The 20545-nt window shown below is 72.2% G+C and carries 20 protein-coding genes and 1 pseudogene; 13 read left to right on the plus strand and 8 right to left on the minus strand.

Features of this window, described 5'->3' with window-relative positions:
- Nucleotides 1-55: 55 nt before the first annotated feature.
- A complete protein-coding gene (locus ADK86_RS15780) occupies nt 56-1429 on the minus strand; it encodes a DUF2993 domain-containing protein (protein ID WP_053697146.1) in 1374 nt (457 codons plus the stop codon).
- Nucleotides 1430-1686: 257 nt separating this feature from the next.
- Between ADK86_RS15780 and ADK86_RS15785 the strand changes: the two genes are divergently transcribed.
- The gene (locus tag ADK86_RS15785) at nt 1687-2541 is read left to right on the plus strand and encodes an NAD(P)H-binding protein (RefSeq protein WP_053697147.1); all 855 of its coding nucleotides are present in this window, start codon (nt 1687-1689) and stop codon (nt 2539-2541) included.
- Nucleotides 2542-2563: 22 nt separating this feature from the next.
- Here the strand turns inward: ADK86_RS15785 and ADK86_RS15790 are convergent, their stop codons facing one another.
- Nucleotides 2564-2800, minus strand: a complete 237-nt coding sequence (locus ADK86_RS15790; protein WP_199834413.1) for a hypothetical protein — start codon at nt 2798-2800, stop codon at nt 2564-2566.
- Nucleotides 2801-2874: 74 nt separating this feature from the next.
- On the opposite strand from ADK86_RS15790, the pseudogene ADK86_RS45645 reads away from it, so the two are divergent.
- Nucleotides 2875-3652: pseudogene (locus ADK86_RS45645) on the plus strand (helix-turn-helix domain-containing protein).
- Between the two features lie 121 nt (nt 3653-3773).
- On the opposite strand, the gene ADK86_RS15800 reads toward ADK86_RS45645, so the two are convergent.
- The gene (locus ADK86_RS15800; RefSeq protein ID WP_053697149.1) at nt 3774-4208 is read right to left on the minus strand and encodes a VOC family protein; all 435 of its coding nucleotides are present in this window, start codon (nt 4206-4208) and stop codon (nt 3774-3776) included.
- A 91-nt stretch (nt 4209-4299) separates the two neighbouring features.
- Between ADK86_RS15800 and ADK86_RS15805 the strand changes: the two genes are divergently transcribed.
- The gene (locus ADK86_RS15805) at nt 4300-4515 is read left to right on the plus strand and encodes a DUF4287 domain-containing protein (protein ID WP_053697150.1); all 216 of its coding nucleotides are present in this window, start codon (nt 4300-4302) and stop codon (nt 4513-4515) included.
- 24 nt (nt 4516-4539) lie between these two features.
- On the opposite strand, the gene ADK86_RS15810 is transcribed toward ADK86_RS15805, so the two are convergent.
- Nucleotides 4540-5256 (minus strand): NADPH-dependent F420 reductase, encoded by a 717-nt coding sequence (locus ADK86_RS15810; RefSeq protein WP_053697151.1) that lies wholly within the window; start codon nt 5254-5256, stop codon nt 4540-4542.
- Nucleotides 5257-5401: 145 nt separating this feature from the next.
- Nucleotides 5402-5923, minus strand: a complete 522-nt coding sequence (locus ADK86_RS15815; protein WP_053697152.1) for a DUF3574 domain-containing protein — start codon at nt 5921-5923, stop codon at nt 5402-5404.
- A gap of 171 nt (nt 5924-6094) precedes the next feature.
- On the opposite strand from ADK86_RS15815, the gene ADK86_RS15820 reads away from it, so the two are divergent.
- On the plus strand, nt 6095-7006 hold the full coding sequence (locus ADK86_RS15820) for an META domain-containing protein (protein ID WP_159393862.1): 912 nt from the start codon (nt 6095-6097) through the stop codon (nt 7004-7006).
- An 86-nt stretch (nt 7007-7092) separates the two neighbouring features.
- On the opposite strand, the gene ADK86_RS15825 is transcribed toward ADK86_RS15820, so the two are convergent.
- Entirely contained in the window at nt 7093-8940 is a 1848-nt protein-coding gene (locus ADK86_RS15825; protein ID WP_063789005.1) for a bifunctional metallophosphatase/5'-nucleotidase, read from the minus strand.
- Between the two features lie 135 nt (nt 8941-9075).
- Between ADK86_RS15825 and mshD the strand changes: the two genes are divergently transcribed.
- The 8 genes from mshD to ADK86_RS15870 all read left to right on the plus strand — a co-directional run bounded on the left by mshD (nt 9076) and on the right by ADK86_RS15870 (nt 17564).
- Nucleotides 9076-10023, plus strand: coding sequence for a mycothiol synthase (gene mshD, locus ADK86_RS15830; RefSeq protein ID WP_030592328.1), 948 nt, complete (start codon nt 9076-9078; stop codon nt 10021-10023).
- A gap of 318 nt (nt 10024-10341) precedes the next feature.
- Nucleotides 10342-11226, plus strand: coding sequence for an MEDS domain-containing protein (locus tag ADK86_RS15835; RefSeq protein WP_053697154.1), 885 nt, complete (start codon nt 10342-10344; stop codon nt 11224-11226).
- Nucleotides 11227-11230: 4 nt separating this feature from the next.
- Nucleotides 11231-11710, plus strand: coding sequence for an ATP-binding protein (locus ADK86_RS15840; protein ID WP_078952063.1), 480 nt, complete (start codon nt 11231-11233; stop codon nt 11708-11710).
- 186 nt (nt 11711-11896) lie between these two features.
- Nucleotides 11897-12208: a hypothetical protein gene (locus ADK86_RS42280; protein ID WP_053697155.1), complete on the plus strand. Its 312-nt coding sequence runs from the start codon at nt 11897-11899 to the stop codon at nt 12206-12208.
- 350 nt (nt 12209-12558) lie between these two features.
- Nucleotides 12559-14841, plus strand: a complete 2283-nt coding sequence (locus ADK86_RS15850) for an RNA degradosome polyphosphate kinase (RefSeq protein WP_053697156.1) — start codon at nt 12559-12561, stop codon at nt 14839-14841.
- Complete coding sequence (locus tag ADK86_RS15855; protein ID WP_053697157.1) at nt 14804-16030, plus strand: CHAD domain-containing protein; 1227 nt, start codon at nt 14804-14806, stop codon at nt 16028-16030. Before ADK86_RS15850 ends, ADK86_RS15855 begins: the two co-directional genes overlap by 38 nt.
- A 7-nt stretch (nt 16031-16037) precedes the next feature.
- On the plus strand, nt 16038-16466 hold the full coding sequence (locus ADK86_RS15860) for an NUDIX hydrolase (RefSeq protein WP_053697158.1): 429 nt from the start codon (nt 16038-16040) through the stop codon (nt 16464-16466).
- Between the two features lie 675 nt (nt 16467-17141).
- Entirely contained in the window at nt 17142-17564 is a 423-nt protein-coding gene (locus ADK86_RS15870) for an Hsp20/alpha crystallin family protein (RefSeq protein ID WP_030592348.1), read from the plus strand.
- Between the two features lie 72 nt (nt 17565-17636).
- On the opposite strand, the gene ADK86_RS15875 is transcribed toward ADK86_RS15870, so the two are convergent.
- The gene (locus tag ADK86_RS15875) at nt 17637-18644 is read right to left on the minus strand and encodes an aldo/keto reductase (RefSeq protein WP_053697160.1); all 1008 of its coding nucleotides are present in this window, start codon (nt 18642-18644) and stop codon (nt 17637-17639) included.
- A 194-nt stretch (nt 18645-18838) separates the two neighbouring features.
- Between ADK86_RS15875 and ADK86_RS15880 the strand changes: the two genes are divergently transcribed.
- Nucleotides 18839-19690, plus strand: a complete 852-nt coding sequence (locus ADK86_RS15880; RefSeq protein ID WP_053697161.1) for a helix-turn-helix transcriptional regulator — start codon at nt 18839-18841, stop codon at nt 19688-19690.
- Nucleotides 19691-19711: 21 nt separating this feature from the next.
- Here the strand turns inward: ADK86_RS15880 and ADK86_RS15885 are convergent, their stop codons facing one another.
- Nucleotides 19712-20533 carry a methylase gene (locus ADK86_RS15885; RefSeq protein WP_053697162.1) on the minus strand — a complete coding sequence of 274 codons (822 nt, stop codon included), beginning with the start codon at nt 20531-20533 and terminating at the stop codon, nt 19712-19714.
- Between the last annotated feature and the right edge of the window lie 12 nt (nt 20534-20545).

Here is a 20545-nt window from a genome sequence, read left to right on the forward strand (position 1 = left end):
GTGCCGGGGCGGCCCCATGCCCCAGGCGCAGCCTGCCCGGCCCGCCCAGCCCGTCCTACTTCCCCTTGGCCGCGCTCCCGATCGGCAGCCCGGTCCCGGAGAACTTCACCCGGATTCCGTCCCGCTCCACCGAGATGTCCCGCAGCCGCACGTCACCGGGCGTCTTGGGCAGCCGGAAGGAGAGCGACAGCCGGTCGGCCAGCTGGGGCTTGGTCAGGCCGGACAGCGCGCCCAGGATCTTCGGGTCGATGCCGACCTTCTGGAGCAGCCAGGGGTGATCGATCACCACGTCGACGAGGTTGACCTGCATCAGCTGCTCGATGAAGCGCGGCGCGCCGGTCAGCTCGTGCAGCTTCTTCTCGCTGCGCAGCGCCTCGTCGATGGTCTGCCGCGGAATCCCGAGGCGCTCCGCGATGGCGGGCACCCCCAGCATGGCCTTCACCTTGGCGGCCTGGCGGCTCACCTCGGCCGCCGCCTTCCGGGTCAGCCGCAGGCCCTCCTCCTTGCCGGTGCCCGGGCGGTAGACGGCCACGTCCGCGATGTCCAGCCGCATCTTGCTGATGTCCGTGCTGATCCCGCGGTCACCGGCCTGCCGGATGTGCGCCTCCGCCTGTACGCGCAGCTCGTGCCCGGCGATCGGCAGCTGCCCGACCGCGCGCACCGAGTTCGGGCCCAGTTCGCTGAACCTGACCTGCGATGCGCCCAGTTCCCGGTTCATGTCGTCGAACGACAGCAGCACGGTGCCCTGCATGCTGCCGACCGTGGCGCCCGTGAGGGAGCTGGGCAGGTCGCCGATGATCCGTACGTCCTTGGCGGTCGCCTCGACCTTGGCCAGCGACACCCGGTCGGCCGCGAGGTCCGGAATGGTGACGTTCACCTGGTCCAGCCGCTTGCCGACGACCTGCGTCAGGAACGGGAACCCCTTGATGTCCACTTCCGGAGCGGCGTTCAGATGCAGCGAGTCCTTCATCTTCTCCGCGGCCGCGTGCTGCGCGTACAGCACGGCGAACCGGTCGGACAGTGCCAGGAACGCCCCGCACACCAGGACCGCGACCAGCAGCTTCGCCGCCTTCGGCACCGCCGCGAAGCGGCTGATCCCGCGCTTGCGGCGGCGGTGGTTCGGCGGCGCCCACGCCTGCGGATCGTCCTCCTCGGAGCGCAGGCCCAGGCCCAGCGGGTCGTCGCTGCCGTCGCGCTCGTTGAGGTACGTACGCCGGTTCGGCCGCGTGGGGCCGCCCGCGGGCTCCGCGCCCGGGTCCGGCTCGGGGTCGGCCAGCGCGGCCAGATCCGCGTACGGGTTGATCTTCTCGAACTGCGCGGTGTCGCCCGTGTCGCGGCCGGGAGCGTCGCCGCCGTCCTGACGCTTCCCGCCGCCTTCGCCCGCACCGGACGTGCCGCCTATGCCGTCCGTACCGGCTGTACTGCCCATATCGCCCGTGCTGCCCTGTTCGTCTGTGTGCGGTGTGGGGGGAGGGTTCGAGGAGGGTGAGGGTATGCGTGTGGGGAGGCGCATCAGGCCATCCCACCATGCGTACAACCCTCGAACGCAAGTCCTACTGGCGGTAAGTGAGATATGCACGGGCTTGTCCCGCCCGCTTGGCCGGAACCGGTCGGCCGGGAATTCCCCGCGTGCCCCGGCGTTGACCGGAATCAACAGCCTCGCCGCACCCCTTGGAGGGCCCCGCGATGATCGTAGTAACCGGCGCCACCGGCAACATCGGCCGCATCCTGGTCGACCGCCTGCTCGCGGAGGGCGCCGCCGTACGCGCGCTGACCCGCGACCCCGAGCGGGCCGGACTGCCCGCCGAGGCCGAGACGGTACGGGCCGACCTGACCGACCCGGCCTCGCTCGGACCGGTCCTGAACGGCGCCGACGCGCTGTTCCTCAACCTGGCGGCGGGCGGCGGCGACGCGGCCCGTACCGTCGTGGACGCGGCGGTGAAGGCCGGGGTGCGCCGTATCGTCCTCAACTCCTCCATAGCCGTCACCGAGGGCCCGCAGGACGCCGACAACTTCCTCGCCCGGATGCACGGTGCGGTCGAGGACGCGGTGCGCGCCTCCGGCCTGGAGTGGACCTTCGTGCGCGGCGGCGCGTACGCCGCCAACGCGCTCCAGTGGGCCGAGGAGATCCGGGAGGGCGGCGTGGTCCGCGACCCGCACCCCGGGGCCGCCACCTCGCCCGTACACGAGGACGACCTCGCCGCGGTGGCCGCCGCGGCCCTCCTGGACACCACGGACGCGCACGCCGGCCAGGCGTACGTCGTCACCGGACCGGCGTCCCTCACCAGGGAGGACCAGGTCGCCGTCATCGGCCGCGTCATCGGCCGCCCCACGCGGGTGGAGACGATCCCCGAGGAGCAGGCCGCCGAGGAGCGCGCGACGCCGGGGATCCCGAAGGAGGTCCTGCTCCAGCTCTTCCGCCTCTTCGCCACCGCCGTCGGCACGACGGCCCCGGTCACGGACACGGTCGAGCGGGTCACCGGCCGCCCGGCCCGTACGTTCGAGCAGTGGGCCGAGGACCACGCCGCCGACTTCCGCTGATCCGGCGGGCGGGGCGCTCCGCTCACGCCGCGACGTCGAACGCGTCGCGCCCCGTGACCAGCTCGAACCAGAGCGCCTTCCCGTCCAGCCCGAAGAGCCCCGCCCCGATCGGATGCCCACCCCAGTTGGCCGCGCAGAGCCGGACGAGCAGCAGCCCCCGCCCGGCCTCCGCGTCCGCACCGGCCCCCGGCCCGCCGAAGGGACCCGGAATCGCCGGGTCGGTGTCCCGCACACTGACCCGGATCCGGCCCTCCCGCACGCGGCGGGTCCGCGCCGAGGAGGGGCCCTGTGACCACGGCCCGACGGCTGAGGCTCGGGGTGGAGCTGCGCAAGCTGAGAGAGCTCGCCGGGCTGTCCTCCACGGAGGCGGGGCGCCTGCTCGGCACGAACCAGGCGCAGATCAGCACCATCGAGTCCGGGCGCTTCGGGGGCAGCGGCGAGCGCATCCGGGCGATGGCCCGCAATTACGACTGCGCCGACGAGCCGCTGCTGAAGGAGCTGGCCGCCATGGCGGGCGAGCGCCGGCGCGGCTGGTGGGAGGAGTACCGGCAGGTGCTGCCTGCCGGGTTGCTCGACCTGGCCGAGATGGAGCACCACGCGGTCGGGATGTGGGTGGCGTACACCGCCCACACCCCGGGACTGTTGCAGACGTCCGAGCGCGCGCGAGACCTTCCGCCATGGGGGGACCCCGCTGACCCCACCGGAAGTCGAACACCGGGTGTCGTTCCGGATCAAACGCCAAGCAGCCCTCTACCGGGACCATCCGGTGACCTATCGGGCGGTCGTCCACGAGGCGGCCCTGCGCATGAAGTTCGGCGGCCCGCAGGTCGCGCGCTCGCAGCTGGAGCACCTGCTGGAGACGAGCGAGCGGAACGGCATCACGGTCCGGGTCATCCCCTTCGACGCGGGAGCGTTCCCCGGCTCGGGGCAGTCGGTCTGCTACGCCCACGGCCCGGTTCCGCGTCTCGGCACCGTGCAACTCGACCAGTCGCACGGGTCTGTGATGTCGCATGTGAAAGGCGGAGGCCATGACCCGACCCAACTGGACCTGCTCATCGTTCTGCAGCGAGGGGAACGCCTGCCTGCACGTCGCCGCCGGCGACCGTGGTGAGGGCGTCAGCCTCATGGAGAGCGACACCCCCGACACCATCCTCAGGCCCGCGTCCCCAGCGCTGCGCGGCCTCATAGGCCACGTCAAGGCGGGCAAGCTCGACCGGAGGGGCTGGTTGCGCTCAGTCGAGGCAGAACTCGTTGCCCTCGACGTCCTGCATGAGGATGCACGATTCGTTGTACTCGTCGGCCAGCAGGACGTGCACGCGCGTCGCGCCGAGTGCGACCAGCCGTGCGCACTCGGCTTCGAGCTTGGCGAGGCGTTCTTCGCCCACGAGGCCCGTGCCGACGCGTACGTCGAGGTGTACCCGGTTCTTGACGACCTTGCTTTCGGGGACGCGCTGGAAGTACAGGCGCGGGCCCACGCCCGAGGGGTCGCCGCAGACGAACGAGGCGCCCTGCCGCTCGGCCGGCAGCGTGCGGTCGTAATCGGCCCACGAGGCGAACCCCTCCGGTGGCGGCGGTACGACGTACCCCAGCACCTCGCACCAGAAGCGGGCGACACGTTCGGGCTCCGCGCAGTCGAAGGTGATCTGGACCTGCTTGATCGATGACATCGGCGCAACATAGCAGGGGGTCCTGCCGCCCGGCCGCTCATTTTCCGGCGGAGGCAGGGGCGTTGTCAGTGGTGGGTGTCAGACTGCGGCCATGACTGAAACCGCTGTGAAGGGCCCGGCCAGCTACTTCCCGTCCATCGAGAAGAAGTACGGGAAGCCGATAGCCGAGTGGAAGGACCTCATCCGCGCTTCGCCACTGGCCAAGCACATGGAGCTGGTCGGCTGGCTCAAGACCGAGCACGGGATGGGGCACGGCCACGCCAACGCACTGGTCGCGCACACGCTCGCGGAGGACAAGGGCAGGTAGGCCGGAGCGGGGCCGGCGGCGCCCTCAGTACGTGCGGTTGGCGACGCGTACGCGCTGGGCGTGGGCGAGGGCCGTGCGCAGGCCCTCGGCCGGTACGGGCAGGCCCGGCACGTCGAACAGACGCTCGCGTGGGACGTCCGGGTCGGCGGCGTACAGCCGGGTGTAGGCGGCCGACTCCGGCTCGAAGCGCCAGCTCTCGGCCAGCGGCCCGGCGTCCACCGTGTCGAAGCCGAGCCGGTCGATCAGGACCGCCGCCGTCCGCTTCGCGTCGCCGTCGTCGCCGGCGATGGGCAGCGCGGACCGGTCCGGTGCGGCGGTGGGGCGGGCGAGCTGGGGGATGTGGTGCGCCAGGATGTTGTTGAACGCCTTGACGAGGCGGGCCCCGGGCAAGTGCTGCCGCACCAGCTCGCCGGTGGTCAGCTCCTCGGTGTCGAGCGGGATGATCCGGCCGTCGCGGCGCGGGTAGTAGTTGCTGGTGTCGAGGACGGTCCGGCCTCGTAGGGCGGATGCGGGAAGGCTGGGTACGGCCGTCAACGGGACGGCGGTCACCACGACTTCGCCGGCCAGGGCGGCTTCCTCGGCGGTGCCCGCCGTGGCCGACGGGCCGAGTTCGCCGGTGAGCCGGCCAAGGGTCTCCGGGCCGCGGGAGTTGGCCAGGACGACCGGCATGCCGGCCGCCACCGCCAGCCGGGCGACCGCCGCGCCGATGTGCCCGCTTCCGATGATTCCCAGAGTCGTCATGGCCCTCAACCTCGCTGCTGTCGTGGCGGATCGTCGGCCCGGCCGGGTGCACGGGTGCACCCCCCTGTCGCCCCCGGCCGGGCTGTGGCCACCCTAGCCCATGTTCACCCTAGGGTGAACATGCATGGGTGAGGGTTCGGCCGTTTCAGAAGTCCACCCGCGCGCTGTCGTCGATACGGGCCACGGATTCCTGGCCGAAACGCTTCATGTAGGCGGCGCGGATCTGTTCGATCTTCGGGCCGTTGGGCCGGGCCTCGGACGCCGGATAGAGCAGGATCAGTTCGTACGAACGCTCCCGCTCGATCGTGCCGTGGGAGTCGCGGTACTGCCCGTAGCCGTCCTGCACCGTGAGCCCGGCGGGGAAGCGCGGCGTGACGTACGTGTCCACGAAGGCGCGGAACTCCTTGTCGGTGACCGGCGGTCCGCCGTTCGGCCGGGCGGTGCCGAACAGAAGGCTGGTCTCGATGTACGGGCGTCCTTCGGCGGTCTTCTGGGGCGGGGCGGCGGTGCGCGTGGTGGCGGGCCGGGAGTCGTCGGAGAGTGCCGCGTACGCGGTGGGCGCACCGGCGCCCAGAAGCGCGGCGCTGAGCGTGAGCGCGGCCAGGCGCAACCGGGAGCGGCGGGGCCCGCGAGAGGTGCGCGAGGAGTCGTCGGAGGTCGGCGTCATCGGCTGTTCCTTCCGGGAAAGCGTGAGCTGGGCCGTTTCCTTGTGCAGCGACGCATTGAGAGGGTGGTGAGCGATGCAGGCGTGTCGAGTGTGGAGGAACGGGGAGCCATGGCGTCGGGGAATGGGCGGTTTGGGAAGAAGAGCGGGATGAGGGGAAGGCAAGGGACCTCTATGCCATTCGGGGGCAGGGGAGTGCGGCGCACGGCCATCGCGTCGGCCGCCCTTCTGGTGGGTGTGGCCGGCCTCGCCGGCTGCGGCACGGACCGTACGGCGCAGGGCCAGAAGGATGGCGGGACCAGCGCGGCACCCGCATCGGACGACTCCTCGGCCGACGAGGAGAATCCACTCCCGCTGGCCGGTCAGCACTGGGACATATGGGAGCTGTCCGTCGGGGGCAGCGGGCTGAAGCGGGCACCGCGGGGTGCGGCCTGGGTGAAGTTCGACGGCGCCGGCAAGGCGTCCGGGAATTTCGGCTGCCACGAGTTCCGGGCGAAGGCCGACATCAAGGGCGACACGGTGACGGTGCGGGACCGGGAGACCCTGCCGGGCCCGGACGGCGGGAAGAGCTGCGACGCGCAGCACCTGGGTTACGAGAAGGACGTCCAGCAGGTCCTCGACGGCAAGTTGAAGGTCACCACCAACTACTCATGGGTGAATCTGACCGACTCGCACGGGTCGAAACTCGTGCTGCACAAGCACCGGCCTTTCCCCCTCGTCGGCACTGAATGGGATATCACCAAGCTCAGTTACATGGACGAGGAGTGGCCGATCTACGATCGGGCCCCGGGCATCGGCAAGGTCTATGTCGTCCTCGACGAGGACGGCACCTTCCACGGGAACTTCGGCTGCAACGATTACCGGGGGAAGGCCGAAATCGGCCCGAAGACCATCACGTTCTCGCAGGCCGAACCGACCACGGACAAGCGGTGCTCGAAAGCGGTGATGAGCAGGGAGGAAGAGGTACGCGAGCGGTTCGACCAGACGGTGGGGTACCAACTGGGCCCGGACTGGCTGCTCGGGACGACACACCCGTACGACAACCTGGCCACCGGCTTCGTGGCGGGCGCCAAGGGAAAGCGCTGAGGACTGACCGGCCTGCTACGGCCCGCGGCCCGGCGGAACCCTCCCCGCCGGGCCGCGGCCCCACAATTACCGACAACTCCCGCCCGTTACTTGGTCACCGTGATCCGGTCCGCCTTCGGCGGCGCCATCGGCGCGGCAGCCGAGGAGTGCGCGGTCAGGTACGCGGTGAAGGCGTCCAGGTCGGACGGGCCGACGTACTTGTCCTTGCCCTCCTTCAGGACGGCGAAGCCGTCACCGCCGCCGGCCAGGAACTCGTTCATGGCGACGCGGTAGGTCTTCGCGGGGTCCAGCGGCGCGCCATCCAGGCGCACCGAGTCCTTGACGACGCGGTCGGCGCCCGACCTGGTGAGATCGAGGGTGTACGTCAGGCCCTTCGACACCTGGAGGATCTTCGGGGACGCCTCGTTCGGGCCGCTGACCTGCTGCTGGAGCGCGGTGAGCAGCTGCGCGCCGGTGAGCGTCACGACGTTGGTCATGTTGGTGAAGGGCTGCACGGTGAAGGCTTCGCCGTAGGTGACCACGCCGTCGCCCTCGCTCCCGGACGCCTTGTGCGCCAGGTCGGAGCGGATGCCGCCGGGGTTCATCAGGGCGAGCTGCGCCCCGCCCTTGTCCGCGGCCCTGGTGGCCTCCAGCTGCGCGTCGGCGATCAGGTCGCCGAGCGGCGTCTCCGGCGTCGCCTGACCGCGGCCCGGTATGTCGGCGGAGATATAGCCGACGGGCTTGTCGGCGACCGGCGCTGCGAGCTTGTTCCAGCGCTGGATCAGCGCGGTCATGTCGGCGGCCTTGGGCTGGGTGCGGTTGACGATGTGGTTGCGCGCGGTGGCCGACTTCACCGACGTACGGACGATGTCCTTGGTGCGCCGGTCGTAGGTGAGCGTCGTGTCGGTGTAGAGCTTGCCGAAGGACGCGGCCGAGGTGACGGTGCGCGGCATGCCGGCCGGGTCCGGGACGGTGCACGCGTACGCCTGGTGGGTGTGGCCGGTGACCAGCGCGTCCACCTTCGGCGTGACCTTCTTGGCGATCTCGGCGATCGGCCCGGAGATGCCCGAGCCGGGGCCGGGGCTGTCGCAGTCGTAGTTGTACGCGGTGGAGGCGGGCATGCCGCCCTCGTGGATCAGCGCGACGATCGACTTCACGCCCTGCCGGTCGAGTTCCCTGGCGTACTTGTCGATGGTCTCGGCCTCGTCGTGGAACTTCAGGCCCTTGACGCCGTTGGCGCTGACCACGTCGGGCGTGCCTTCCAGCGTGACCCCGATGAAGCCGATCTTGACGCCCTTGTGCTTCCAGACGGTGTACGGCTTGAGGATCGGGCGGCCGGTCTTCTCGTCGGTGACGTTCGCGGCGAGGTAGGGGAAGTCGGCGCCCTTGAAGCGCTTGCCCTTCTCGTAGCAGCCGTCCTTCGGGTGGCAGCCGCCCTTCTGGAGGCGGGTCAGTTCGGCGCGGCCCTCGTCGAACTCGTGGTTGCCGACCGAGGTGACGTCCAGGCCGAGCTTGTTCATCGCCTCGATGGTCGGCTCGTCGTGGAAGAGCCCGGACAGCAGCGGGCTGGCGCCGACCATGTCACCGGCCGCCGCGGTGACCGAGTACGGGTGGCCCTTGCGTGCCGTACGCAGCGCGTTGGCGAGGTACTCGACGCCGCCCGCCTCGACCTTCTTGCGGCTGCCGTCGGGCTGGACCTCCTCGACGGTGCCGGAGGAGCCCTGCGGTGCCTCCAGGTTGCCGTGGAAGTCGTTGAAGGAGAGCAGCTGGACGTCGACGGTGCGGCCGGAGTGGCCGCCGTGGCCGTGGCCGCCGTGCCGGGCGTGCGAGGCGGCCGCGGTGCCTTCGGCGCCGGCCGGCGCTGCCGCCGCCGTGATGCCGGCGGCCACGGCGAGCGCCGCCGCCCCGGCCGTCAGGGCACGCGTCGCGCGCCGCCGCTGAGGTCTCGGTGACATGAGGTGGGTCCCCCTTGTGGGCTGGTGTCCGAGCGGACGTAGCGTACGGTCAACGCGCGTAGCGGAACAGGGGGTACCGGGTGACGGGCCGGTGTGCATCGGGTGTACCGGCGTCCGGGCCGTACGCTTCGAGGCATGACTGACGCAGCACAGGACAAGGCCCGGACCGGCCGGCGGATCGAGGTGGCGGACGCGCTGGAGCCGGACACGGCCGCCGCCGTCCTCGAACTGATCGAGCTGGCCGCGGCGACGGACGGGCAGCCCGCCGTGTCCGAACAGGGGCGTCTCCAGCTGCGCGGCGGGCGGCGCGAGGGCGTACGGCACCTGCTGCTGTACGTACCGGGCGGCCCGGACGACGAGGCCGGGGCGCTCGCCGGTTACGCACAGCTGGAGGACACCGACCCCGTGGAGGCGCCCGCCGCCGAACTGGTCGTGCACCCCTCCCACCGGGGGCACGGCCACGGCCGCGCGCTGGGCACCGGGCTGCTGGAGCAGTCCGGCCGCCGCCTGCGGGTGTGGGCGCACGGCGGGCACTCCGCGGCCCGCCATCTCGCGCAGACCCTCGGCATGACGCTCTTCCGAGAGCTTCGGCAGATGCGCCGGCCGCTGGGCAACCTGGATCTGGCGGAGCCGGTGCTTCCGGAAGGCGTGACCGTACGCACCTTCCAGCCCGGCACGGACGACGCGGCGTGGCTGGAGGCCAACGCGGCGGCCTTCGCCCACCACCCCGAGCAGGGCTCGCTGACCCAGCGGGACCTCGACGACCGCAAGAGCGAGCCCTGGTTCGACCCCAAGGGCTTCTTCCTCGCCGAGCGCGGCGGCCGGCTGATCGGCTTCCACTGGACCAAGGTCCACTCGGAGGAGGGGCTGGGCGAGGTGTACGTGGTCGGCGTCCGGCCGGACGCGCAGGGCGGCGGCCTCGGCAAGGCGCTCACCGCGATCGGCCTGCGGCACCTGGCGGCACAGGGCGTGCCGACGGCGATGCTGTACGTCGACGCGGACAACGGCCCCGCCGTCTCCGTCTACGAGCGGCTCGGCTTCACCACGCACGAGACGGACCTGATGTACCGCACGGAGACGTGAGGGGGCGCGCGACAGCGCGGCCGGTGAGGCGGGTGCGGGCGCGCGGCAGGCCGGGGGCGGACCGCCGCCCGGAACCCCCGTACACAACCAACCGCGTCATCACGCCAAGTTGAGCTGCACAACGGCCACAACCGATCGCTCGCCACCCCGCAGCGGACCATGGATGCCGTCGTCCCGTATCCCGGGCCGGCGGCATCCGTCGTCCCGCTACCCTGCCGCCGGGTGCCCGCACTCGGTACGGCCGGGTGCTCCCGCATTCGGCGAGGCCGGCCGGGATGGCGGCAGGCGCCGAAACAGCGGCAGACGTAGGAGAGTTCCTTGCCCTTCCAAGCCGAGGAGCACGCGCGCATCGTGTCGGTGGAGCGTCTGCGGCCGGGCGACCACGCCTTCGCGAGCTACGCGGACGAGGAATCGCGGTGGGCCACGATCGGCTCGTACGCCCATGCCGGCATCAGCCGCGGCGAGCGGGTGCTGCTCTTCGCGGACCCGGCCCTGCCGGACACCACCGTGCTGGAGCACCTGGAGGCGTACGGGCCGCCGGTCGGCTTCTCCGTACGCCGCGGCCAGTTGAAGCTGCTCACCATGGACCGGATGTGGCAGCCGCGGCTCCTCTCGGTGGAGCGGCAGATGGCGGGGCTGCGGCGGGAGGTCGAGGAGGCGCTGGACGACGGGTACGCGAGGGTACGCAGCGCCATCGACATGGCGTGGGTGGCGGCCTTCGGCGCGGACATCGAACAGGTGCTGTGGCGGGAGAGAGAAGGCTGCCACTACCTCTTCGACGACGCGCGCTACACCGAGATCTGCACCTACGACGAGACCCGCTTCAGCGACGAGGTGCTGGACCGGGCGTCGGCCGGGCACCCCACGGCGCTGCTGGAGCGCCCCGGCAGCCTGCTGGCCGCCCCGCTCACGGAGGCCGGCGACGACACGTACGGGCTGCGGCTGATCGGCGAGGCCGACCTGTCCACCCGCGAGCGGTTCGACGCCGCGCTGCGCCGCGTCGCCGCTTCCCCCGCGCCGCGCCTGGTCCTGGACCTCACCGAGCTGACCTTCCTCGACGTCTACTGCGCGCGGGCCGTGCTGCGGCTGGCCGCCGCCGCGCACGGCAGGCACGTCGTCGTCCGGGGCGGCGGCATACACACCCACACGTTCCTGCTTCTGGGGGCGCTCGACATCCCGCAGCTGACGGTGGAAGGCGAGTGACGCAATGGGACCGACGACCGAGGGCTCCCCGGGCGGGGGCCCGGGCCGGCCGGGGGGTCCGGGTCCGGACCTGCCGGCCGACTGCTGCCTGGAGACCGGTTTCCGCTCGGCCGACCTGCCGAGACTGCGCGTCCTGATCGGCTCGTACGCGGCCCGCCTGGGCCTGGCGGGGCACCGGCGCGACGCCCTGCTGGTGTCCGCCAACGAAGTGGCCGACAACGCGATCCGGCACGCGGGGGGCGGCGGGCGGCTCGCGCTGTACCGCGACGGGCTCCTGGTGTGCTGCCGGGTCTCCGACAGCGGCCCGGGCTTCGACGCGTCCGTCATCCCGGACCGTGCCCCCGCACTGGGCAGCGCGACGGGGTGGGGCCTGTGGACCGTTCGGCAGCTCACGGACAGTCTGGAGATCGGCCGGGGCGACGGCGGCCGGCCGCGGGGGGCCGTCGTCACGTTCTGCGTACGGTTGACGCGCCCGGCCCGCTGATCCGGCGCCCGCACCCGGCTGCCGCCACGGCGCCGGGGCCCCCGCATGGAGACTCCGCCGAACGGGTGATTCACGTATGGGTGAAACTGCCGTGCATGCCGGTGACCACGGGGCCCAGCCGATCCTCCGGCCGTCCCGCGACGGGCCCGGACCGTATCCGCAGGCGTCGGGCCTCGTTCGCAGCCCATGCACATCAGGCATGTCGCGGTATCGGTCGGGCTGGCTACGACGGTGGTCGGAACGGGGCTGCTGACCGCACCCCTGGCGAGTGCCGGCGGTATCGGCGGCTTCGGTACTGCCGCGTTCGGCAACAAGTGCCGGACGCTTCCCCACCTCGGGGCCGCGCAGGCCACCTCCCGCGGTCCCGGTCTGGCCGGCAGCAACCTGGTCCGGCTGGCAGGTGACGTTCCGTACAACCACTGCGGGGGAGCCGACATCAATCCCGACCTCTTCATCCTGGACGAATCCGAGACGGTGCCCCTGAATCCGCTGAAGTGAATCCGTCCTCGTGAGCCCGTCGAAGTGACCCGTACGGCCCTGTCTCCCGCCGTGTCGCACCGTGCACCATGGCGCCACGGCCACCTCCGGGGGGCGCACGCCGGGGCCTTCGCGCGCCCCCTTGTGCGCCCTGGGGCGCGCCCCGCCCCGCACAAGACACGGGAATGTAAACACCGGCCGGTAGCGGCCCGCTTGCCTGGCCGCCATATCCGCGTTACCGGTGATTCAACGTCGCTTGCGAGCATCACTGAATGCAGCCCGCTGTCCCGAACGCCGCCGGTCGCCGCCTGCGCCCCGTACCGACTCCGTCCGACGGGCTGGTATCGCCCTCGGCGCGGAAGAATAAGGCCATGAACCAGCAGCCCAGCGCCCAGGCAACGGACCGTACCGAGGCGACGGCGTCCCGGGCGGCGGACCACCTGCCGCCGTCCGCGCAGCCGTCGGTGGGCTCCATAGCCGCGCACCGGCCGCACGCGGTCGCCGTGCCGGTGCCCGAGCTGGAGCCGGACCTCGACGCCGACCTGGATGACTACGAGGAATCCGGCGCGGCAGGCGCCGACGGCGGGGAACTGCCCGCCGGCCGCTTCCTGGACCGCGAGCGGAGCTGGCTGGCGTTCAACGAGCGGGTACTGGAACTGGCCGAGGACCCGGCCACCCCGCTGCTCGAACGGGCCAACTTCCTCGCGATCTTCGCGAGCAACCTCGACGAGTTCTTCATGGTCCGCGTCGCGGGCCTCAAACGGCGCATCGCGACCGGTGTCGCCACCCGCTCCGCCTCCGGCCTCCAGCCCCGCGAGGTGCTGGACCTGATCTGGACCCGCTCGCGCGAGCTGATGGCGCGGCACGCCGCCTGCTACCAGCAGGACGTCGCCCCAGAACTCGCCGACCAGGGCATCCACCTGATCCGCTGGCCCGACCTGACCGAGAAGGAGCAGGCCCGGCTGTTCACGCTGTTCCGGCAGCAGATCTTCCCGGTCCTGACGCCGCTGGCGGTCGACCCGGCGCACCCGTTCCCGTACATCTCCGGTCTGTCCCTCAACCTGGCCGTCGTCGTACGCAATCCGGTCAGCGGCCACGACCACTTCGCACGGGTGAAGGTGCCGCCGCTGCTCTCCCGCTTCCTGGAGGCCGCCCCGCAGCGGTACGTGCCCATCGAGGACGTGATCGCCGCCCACCTGGAGGAGCTGTTCCCGGGGATGGAGGTGCGGGCCCACCACATGTTCCGGGTGACCCGCAACGAGGACCTGGAGGTCGAGGAGGACGACGCGGAGAACCTGCTCCAGGCGCTGGAGAAGGAGCTGATGCGGCGCCGCTTCGGGCCGCCGGTGCGCCTGGAGGTCGAGGAGACCATCGACCCCGCCGTACTGGACCTGCTCGTCCAGGAGCTGAAGGTCTCCGACTCCGAGGTCTATCCGCTGCCCGGCCCGCTGGACCTGACCGGGCTGTTCGGCATAGGGGCGCTGGACCGGCCGGAGCTGAAGTACCCCAAGTTCGTGGCGGGCACCCACCGCGACCTCGCCGAGGTCGAGTCCGCCTCGGCGCCCGACATCTTCGCCGCGCTGCGCGCCCGTGACGTGCTGCTCCACCACCCGTACGACTCGTTCTCGACCTCCGTGCAGGCGTTCCTGGAGCAGGCCGCCGCCGATCCGGACGTCCTGGCGATCAAGCAGACGCTCTACCGCACCTCGGGCGACTCACCGATCGTCGACGCCCTGATAGACGCCGCCGAATCCGGCAAGCAGGTGCTCGTCCTCGTCGAGATCAAGGCGCGCTTCGACGAGCAGGCCAACATCAAATGGGCGCGCAAACTGGAGGAGGCGGGCTGCCATGTCGTGTACGGGCTGGTCGGGCTCAAGACGCACTGCAAACTGTCGCTGGTCGTCCGCCAGGAAGGCGAGATGCTGCGCCGTTACGCGCACGTGGGGACGGGCAACTATCACCCCAAGACCGCCCGGCTGTACGAGGACCTGGGGCTGCTGACCGCCGACCCGCAGGTGGGCGCCGACCTCTCCGACCTCTTCAACCGGCTCAGCGGCTACTCCCGCCGGGAGACCTACCGGCGGCTGCTGGTGGCCCCCAAGTCGCTGCGCGACGGCCTCGTCCAGCGCATCACCAAGGAGATCGCCCACCACCGCGCGGGGCGGCCCGCCTACGTCCGCATCAAGGTCAACTCGATGGTGGACGAGGCCGTCATCGACGCGCTGTACCGCGCGTCGCAGGCCGGTGTGCCGGTCGACGTGTGGGTGCGCGGCATCTGCGCCCTGCGGCCCGGGGTCGAGGGGCTCAGCGAGAACATCCGGGTACGCAGCGTCCTCGGCCGCTTCCTCGAACACTCCCGGGTGTTTGCTTTCGGCAACGGCGGCGAGCCCGAAGTCTGGCTGGGCAGCGCCGACATGATGCACCGCAACCTCGACCGGCGGATCGAGGCGCTGGTACGGGTCACCGACCAGGGCCACCGCGCCGCCCTCAACCGGCTCCTGGAGACCGGCACGTCGGACACCACCTCGTCCTGGCACCTGGGCCCGGACGGCAACTGGACCCGGCACGCGGTCGACGCGGACGGCGCGCCGCTGCGCAACGTACAGGAAATGCTCATTGACGCCCGGAGGCGCCGGCGTGGCCCAGCGACATGACGTCCCCCCGCTCCGCTGCGAGCCCGCCGGGCCCGGCGGCGCGCCCGCCGTGCTGGCCGACGGCCCGGCACGCACCGGCTCGCCGCCGCGCCCCGGCGGCCGGCCACGCCCGTACGGGACCGGCAGCCCCACGCTCACGGGACGCACTGCCCGCGAAGTCCTCGCCGCCCACCTGCACCACCAGGCGACGGACTTCCTGCGCAGCCTGCGCTCCCACCGCGAAAGCGGCTCCGACGCGGAAGGCACCCGCGAGGCCGCCCGCCAGCTCCGCTCCGCCGCCCGGCGGATCGGCGGCGCGCTGCACACCTTCCGCCCGCTCACGGACGAGAAGTGGGCCGACCAGCTGCGCAGTGAACTGGCCTGGCTCTCGGGGACGCTGGGCCGCGAACACGCCAGTACGGCACGGCTGGACCGCCTGCTGGGCGCGCTGCAACGGCTGACCGGCCGCGCGGAACGGGAACGCGAGACCGTCGCGGCCCGTACGGCCGCGGGGAACGCCGCCGCTGCCCAAGCCCCGCCCGCCGCCTCCGGCCGGGACGGCGCGGACGCCGGGGAGGCCGACGCGCTCCTCTCCGCCGGGGCCGCGCGGGCCGGGGCCCTGCTGGAACGGCAGATCACCCTCGCCCGCACCCGTGCGCACTCCGCCGCCCTCCAGGCGCTCGGCTCCTCCCGCTTCCACGCGGTCGCCGACGCCGTCGCCGTACTGGCCTCGGAGGCGCCGCTCACCGTCGCCGCCGACCGGCCGGCGGAGGACGTCCTGCCGCCGCTGGCCGAGCAGGCCCACCGGCGGCTCGCGGAGGCCGTCGCGGCGCTGCCGCTGGCCCGCGCCGGACACCCGTACAACGCCGACGCGCTCACCTCCGACGCCCGCCAGGACGCGCCCTGGCACCAGGTACGGATACTGGTCCGCCTGAGCCGGTACGCACAGGAAGTGCTCGACCCCGACGACGTCGACCCACGGCTCGCCGAGGCGGGCCGGGCCCTGGAACGCCACCGCGACGCCGCCGAGGCGGCGGCCGCCGCGGCAGCCGCCGCCCGCACCCCGCGCATCGCCCCCGCCACCGCCTACGCACTCGGCGTCCTGCACGCCGACCAGCGCCACGAAGTCGAGGCGGCGCGCTTCGCGTTCGGCCGGGCCTGGATTCCGGCCCCGGTGCCCGAGGCGGCCCAGCCCGTCCGGAAGGGATGAGGGAAAGATGCCGGTGCCCGAGAAACCCATCAAGGCGGCAGGCTGCGTACTGTGGCGCCGTTCTCCCGCCGACGGCGAACTCGAAATCGCCATCGTCCACCGGCCTAAATACGACGACTGGTCCCATCCGAAAGGCAAACTGAAGAGCGACGAGGACTGGCTAGCGGGCGCCCTGCGCGAGGTATCCGAGGAAACCGGGATGCGGTGCCGTCCCGGCGCCGAACTCCCCATCGTGCATTACCCGGCCAACGGCCGCCCCAAAGAAGTCCGTTACTGGGCGGCGGAGGCGGTGGCGGGCGAATTCGACCCGAACGACGAGGTCGACCGGCTGCTGTGGCTGCCCCCTGACCAGGCCCGGCGCATCCTCACACAGGGGCGGGACCGGGAATTGGTCGATGCGCTGCTGGCAGCGCTGCACGAGGTCGGCAGGGGCTGAAGCGGGAATCCGGCAGGGGGCGGGGCGGCCGGACATCACATCACGGGCCGGGGCGCGAGGTGTTCCTTCGGCCCCCGCCGGCCGTGCTGGATCTCCCTCGCCGACGACTGCCCGCATTGCCGGCACGGCGCCCGTACGACGCGATAGAGCCGCCCTTTCTCGTCGTACTCGAAAACGTCGCACACCATCCCCGCACACCGGTCGGTCCGGCACGGCGCACTCCCGACCGCCCGCCTTTCCGGCGGAGCCGGATACACGGCGTTCCGGTCGCAGTGCAGGCAGGGAAAGGGCGTCAGCCCGCCCCCGTTGGCCACATAGGCGACCCCCTCGGCGCGGTCACAGCGCGGGCAGATCCAGGCCATGGGTGTGTCCTTCGGGTGGGGTCCTTCGGCCGGTGGGGACGGAGTATTCCGGGTCGGGGTGCCGATTTGTGGTGAATGCGTGGGGTGTCACCTGCATGGGGGACGGGTGTACGGGGTGTCGCCCGTTCTGCCTCCGAACCGCCGTCCTGCCTTCCCCGGCCGTCTGTGTCGCCTCCGCCGTCCCTCCTGCCTCGCCGCCCACTGCCAGCGGCTGCAACTAACCTGAGTCCGGGCTTGTCAATTTTCCTTCGTGGGGCTATACCAGAAGGCGAAGGGCATCGCACCCACTGCCTTCGGAAGGAGATGACCCGTGATGCTCATGCGCACCGATCCGTTCCGCGAGATCGACCGCCTCACCCAGCAGGTCTTCGGCACGGCGGCGCGTCCGGCGGCGCTGCCGATGGACGCCTACCGGTCCGGCGACGAGTTCGTGATCCACTTCGATCTGCCGGGAGTCGACCCGGAGACCATCGATCTCGACATCGAGCGCAATGTGCTCACCGTCCGCGCCGAGCGCGCCGCCGCCGCCCCGGAGGGCGCCGAGATGATCGCGAGCGAGCGGACGACCGGCAAGTTCAGCCGGCAGCTGTTCCTCGGCGAGACGCTCGACAGCGAGCGGGTGGACGCGTCGTACGAGAACGGCGTCCTGACGCTGCGCATCCCCGTCGCGGAGCAGGCCAAGCCGCGCAAGATCCAGATCACGGGCGGCAGCTCCCGCAAGCAGATCTCCCAGTGAGCCGGCAGATGTCCCCGTGATGCGGGACCGGCCGCGCGGCACCACGGCCGCGCGGCCGGCACACCGGCCCGCCTACCGCCGCCGCAGCGACGCGTCCGCGACGGCCGGCGGCGTGTAGTAGAGGTCGGCCTTGTTCAGGTCCGTGCCCGGCGGCACGATCGCGTCGATACGGTCCAGCACCTCGGCGTCCAGCGTCACCTCCACGCCGTCCAGCAGGCTTTCGAGCTGGTCGTACGTGCGCGGCCCGATGATCACGGAGGTGACCGCGGGGTGCGACCGTACGAACGCCGTCGCCAGGTGCGGCAGCGTCAGCCCCGCCTCGGACGCCACCTTCGCCAGCTCGGCGACCGCCTCGGCCTTGCGCGCGTTCTCCGGGACGGACAGATCGAACTTGGCGTTCTCCAGGGCGGCCCGCCCGCTCGCGGAAAGGTCCCGCCCCGACAGCCAGCCCGCGCTGAGCGGCCCCCAGGTCAGCACGCCCATCCCGTACCGCTGCGCGGTCGGCAGCACCGCCGCTTCCACGCCGCGCGCCAGCATCGAGTACGGCGGCTGCTCGCTGCGGAAGCGCACATGGCCGCGGTGCTCGGCTGTCCACTGCGCCTCGACGATCGCCTCGGCGGGGAAGGTGGAACTGCCCACCGCCCGCACCTTTCCGGACCGTACGAGATCCGAGAGCGCGCCCAGCGTCTCGTCGATGTCGGTCGCCGGGTCGGGGCGGTGCGCCTGGTAGAGGTCGATGTAGTCGGTGCCCAGCCGCCGCAGGCTGTCCTCCACCGCCCGTACGATCCAGCGCCGTGAACTGCCGCCGTGGTTGGCGTCCGGCCCCATCGGATTGAAGAACTTGGTGGCCAGGACCACGTCCTCGCGCCGCCCCTTGAGCGCCTTGCCGACGATCTCCTCGGACTCGCCCGCCGCGTACACGTCCGCCGTGTCGATGAAGTTGATCCCCGCGTCCAGCGCGCGGTGCACGATCCGCACGCTCTCGTCGTGGTCCTTGTTTCCCCAGCTCCCGAACATCATCGCGCCGAGTGCGTACTCGCTGACCGAGATGCCGGTGCCGCCAAGAATCCTGCGCTGCATGAGTCCTCTTCTCGTGAGGGGGCCGCTGCCGGATCGCGATCGCCTCGCGTACCCGTGCGACGTCGTGCCCACCACCCTGCGTGCCGCCCCCGCCCCGCACCAGGCCCGCCGCGGCCTGGGTCCGGCGGAACCACCCTGACGGGCGGCGTCCTGAACCGGGCGTCCCGCGCGCGCCCGCGCCGCATACTGGAGCGATGGGTGTGCAGACGGAACCCGAGATCAGAGCGTTTCTCAAGGCGCGCCGCGCCGCGCTGGACCCGGCCGAACTCGGCCTGCCGGACGGCATCACCCGGCGCCGCGTGCGCGGCCTGCGGCGCGAGGAGGTCGCGCAGCTGGCCGGCATCAGCGTCGACTACTACACGCGCATCGAACAGGGCCGCGCCAACGCCATCTCGGAACCGGTGCTGGACGCCATCGAACGCGCCCTGCGGCTGACCGGAGCCGAGGCCCGCTACCTGCGCAACATCGCGGGGCCCCGGCGCCCCGCCCCGGCCCCGGAGCCCGAACGGCGCGTACGGCCCGAGATCCGGCACCTGCTGGACGCCCTGGACGAGACCGTCCCCGCGTACATCCAGGGCCCCGGCATGGACGTCCTCGCCTGGAACCGACTCGCCGCCCGCCTCGCCTTCGACTACGACGCGATCGAGCCCGCGCGGCGCAACAACGCCCTCCTGATCTTCCTGGACCCGTCGGCCCGCACCCTCCACCTGGACTGGGAAGAGATCGCGGAGAGCGTCGTCGGCAATCTGCGCGCCGAGGCCGGCCGCAGCCCGGAAAGCCCCCGGCTGTGCGCCGTCATCTGCGAACTCCTCGACCACAGCGCGGACTTCCGGCGCCTGTGGGAGGCCCAGTCCGTACAGGAACGGTGCAGCGGCACCAAACGCGTGCGGCACCCCGAAGCCGGCGAACTCGTCCTCTGCTACGAGAGCTTCCGGCTGCCCCAGGATTCCGAGCAGTCGCTGTGTACGTATACGGCGCCGCGCGATTCACCGACGGACCGGAAGCTGCGGGAGCTGGCCCGGGGAGTGGGAGCGGGGGCGCGGTAGTGCCGGTCCGCGGCTTCGCGGTCACACCGGCGCCAGCGCCTCCCACCGCACCGTGACCTCCCCCTGCCGCCACCGCCGCGGCCCGTCGGCCAGCGGCCATGCCGTACTGAGGGCGAGCACGCTGCGCATCCACCGCTGCCGCGCGCCCAGCGACGCGTACGGGGCGGCCGCCGCCCACGCCCGGTCGAAGTCGCGCAGGAACGCGTGCACGGGCTGGCCCGGCACATTGCGGTGGATCAGTGCCTTCGGCAGGCGTTCTGCCAGGTCGGACGGGGTTTCCAGGACGCTGAGCCGGGCCGCGAAAGTCACCGTACGCGGCCCTTCCGGACCCAGCGCCACCCATACGTGCCGCCGCCCGATCTCGTCGCAGGTGCCCTCCACCAGGAGCCCGTCCGGCGCCAGCCGCGCGCACAGCCGCTCCCAGACGGCGGCGACCTCGTCCTCGGCGTACTGGCGCAGCACGTTCGCCGCCCGGATCAGCACCGGCGGGCGCCCGCCCGGCAGCGGCACCTCGAAGCCGCCGTGCGCGAAGACCAGCCCCGGGCACGCGTACGGCGCCGCGGCGGCGACCCGCTCCGGGTCGATCTCGATGCCGACCACCTGCACGTCCGCCCGTACCGTACGCAGCCGGGCCAGCAGCTCCACGGCGGTCCAGGGCGCTGCGCCGTAGCCCAGGTCCACGGCGACGGGGGCGGGGCCGCGGCGCAGCGCGGCGGCGTGCGTGGCGGCGATCCAGCGGTCCATGCGGCGCAGCCGGTTCGGGTTGGTGGTTCCGCGGGTCACGTTCCCGAGGGGGCGGGAGGGCGGGGGAGAGGCGGGAAACGGGGACGTGCTGCGGGCCATGTCCTGACCTTT

The organism is Streptomyces sp. NRRL F-5755 (assembly GCF_001279365.1).
Taxonomy (GTDB): domain Bacteria; phylum Actinomycetota; class Actinomycetes; order Streptomycetales; family Streptomycetaceae; genus Streptomyces; species Streptomyces rimosus.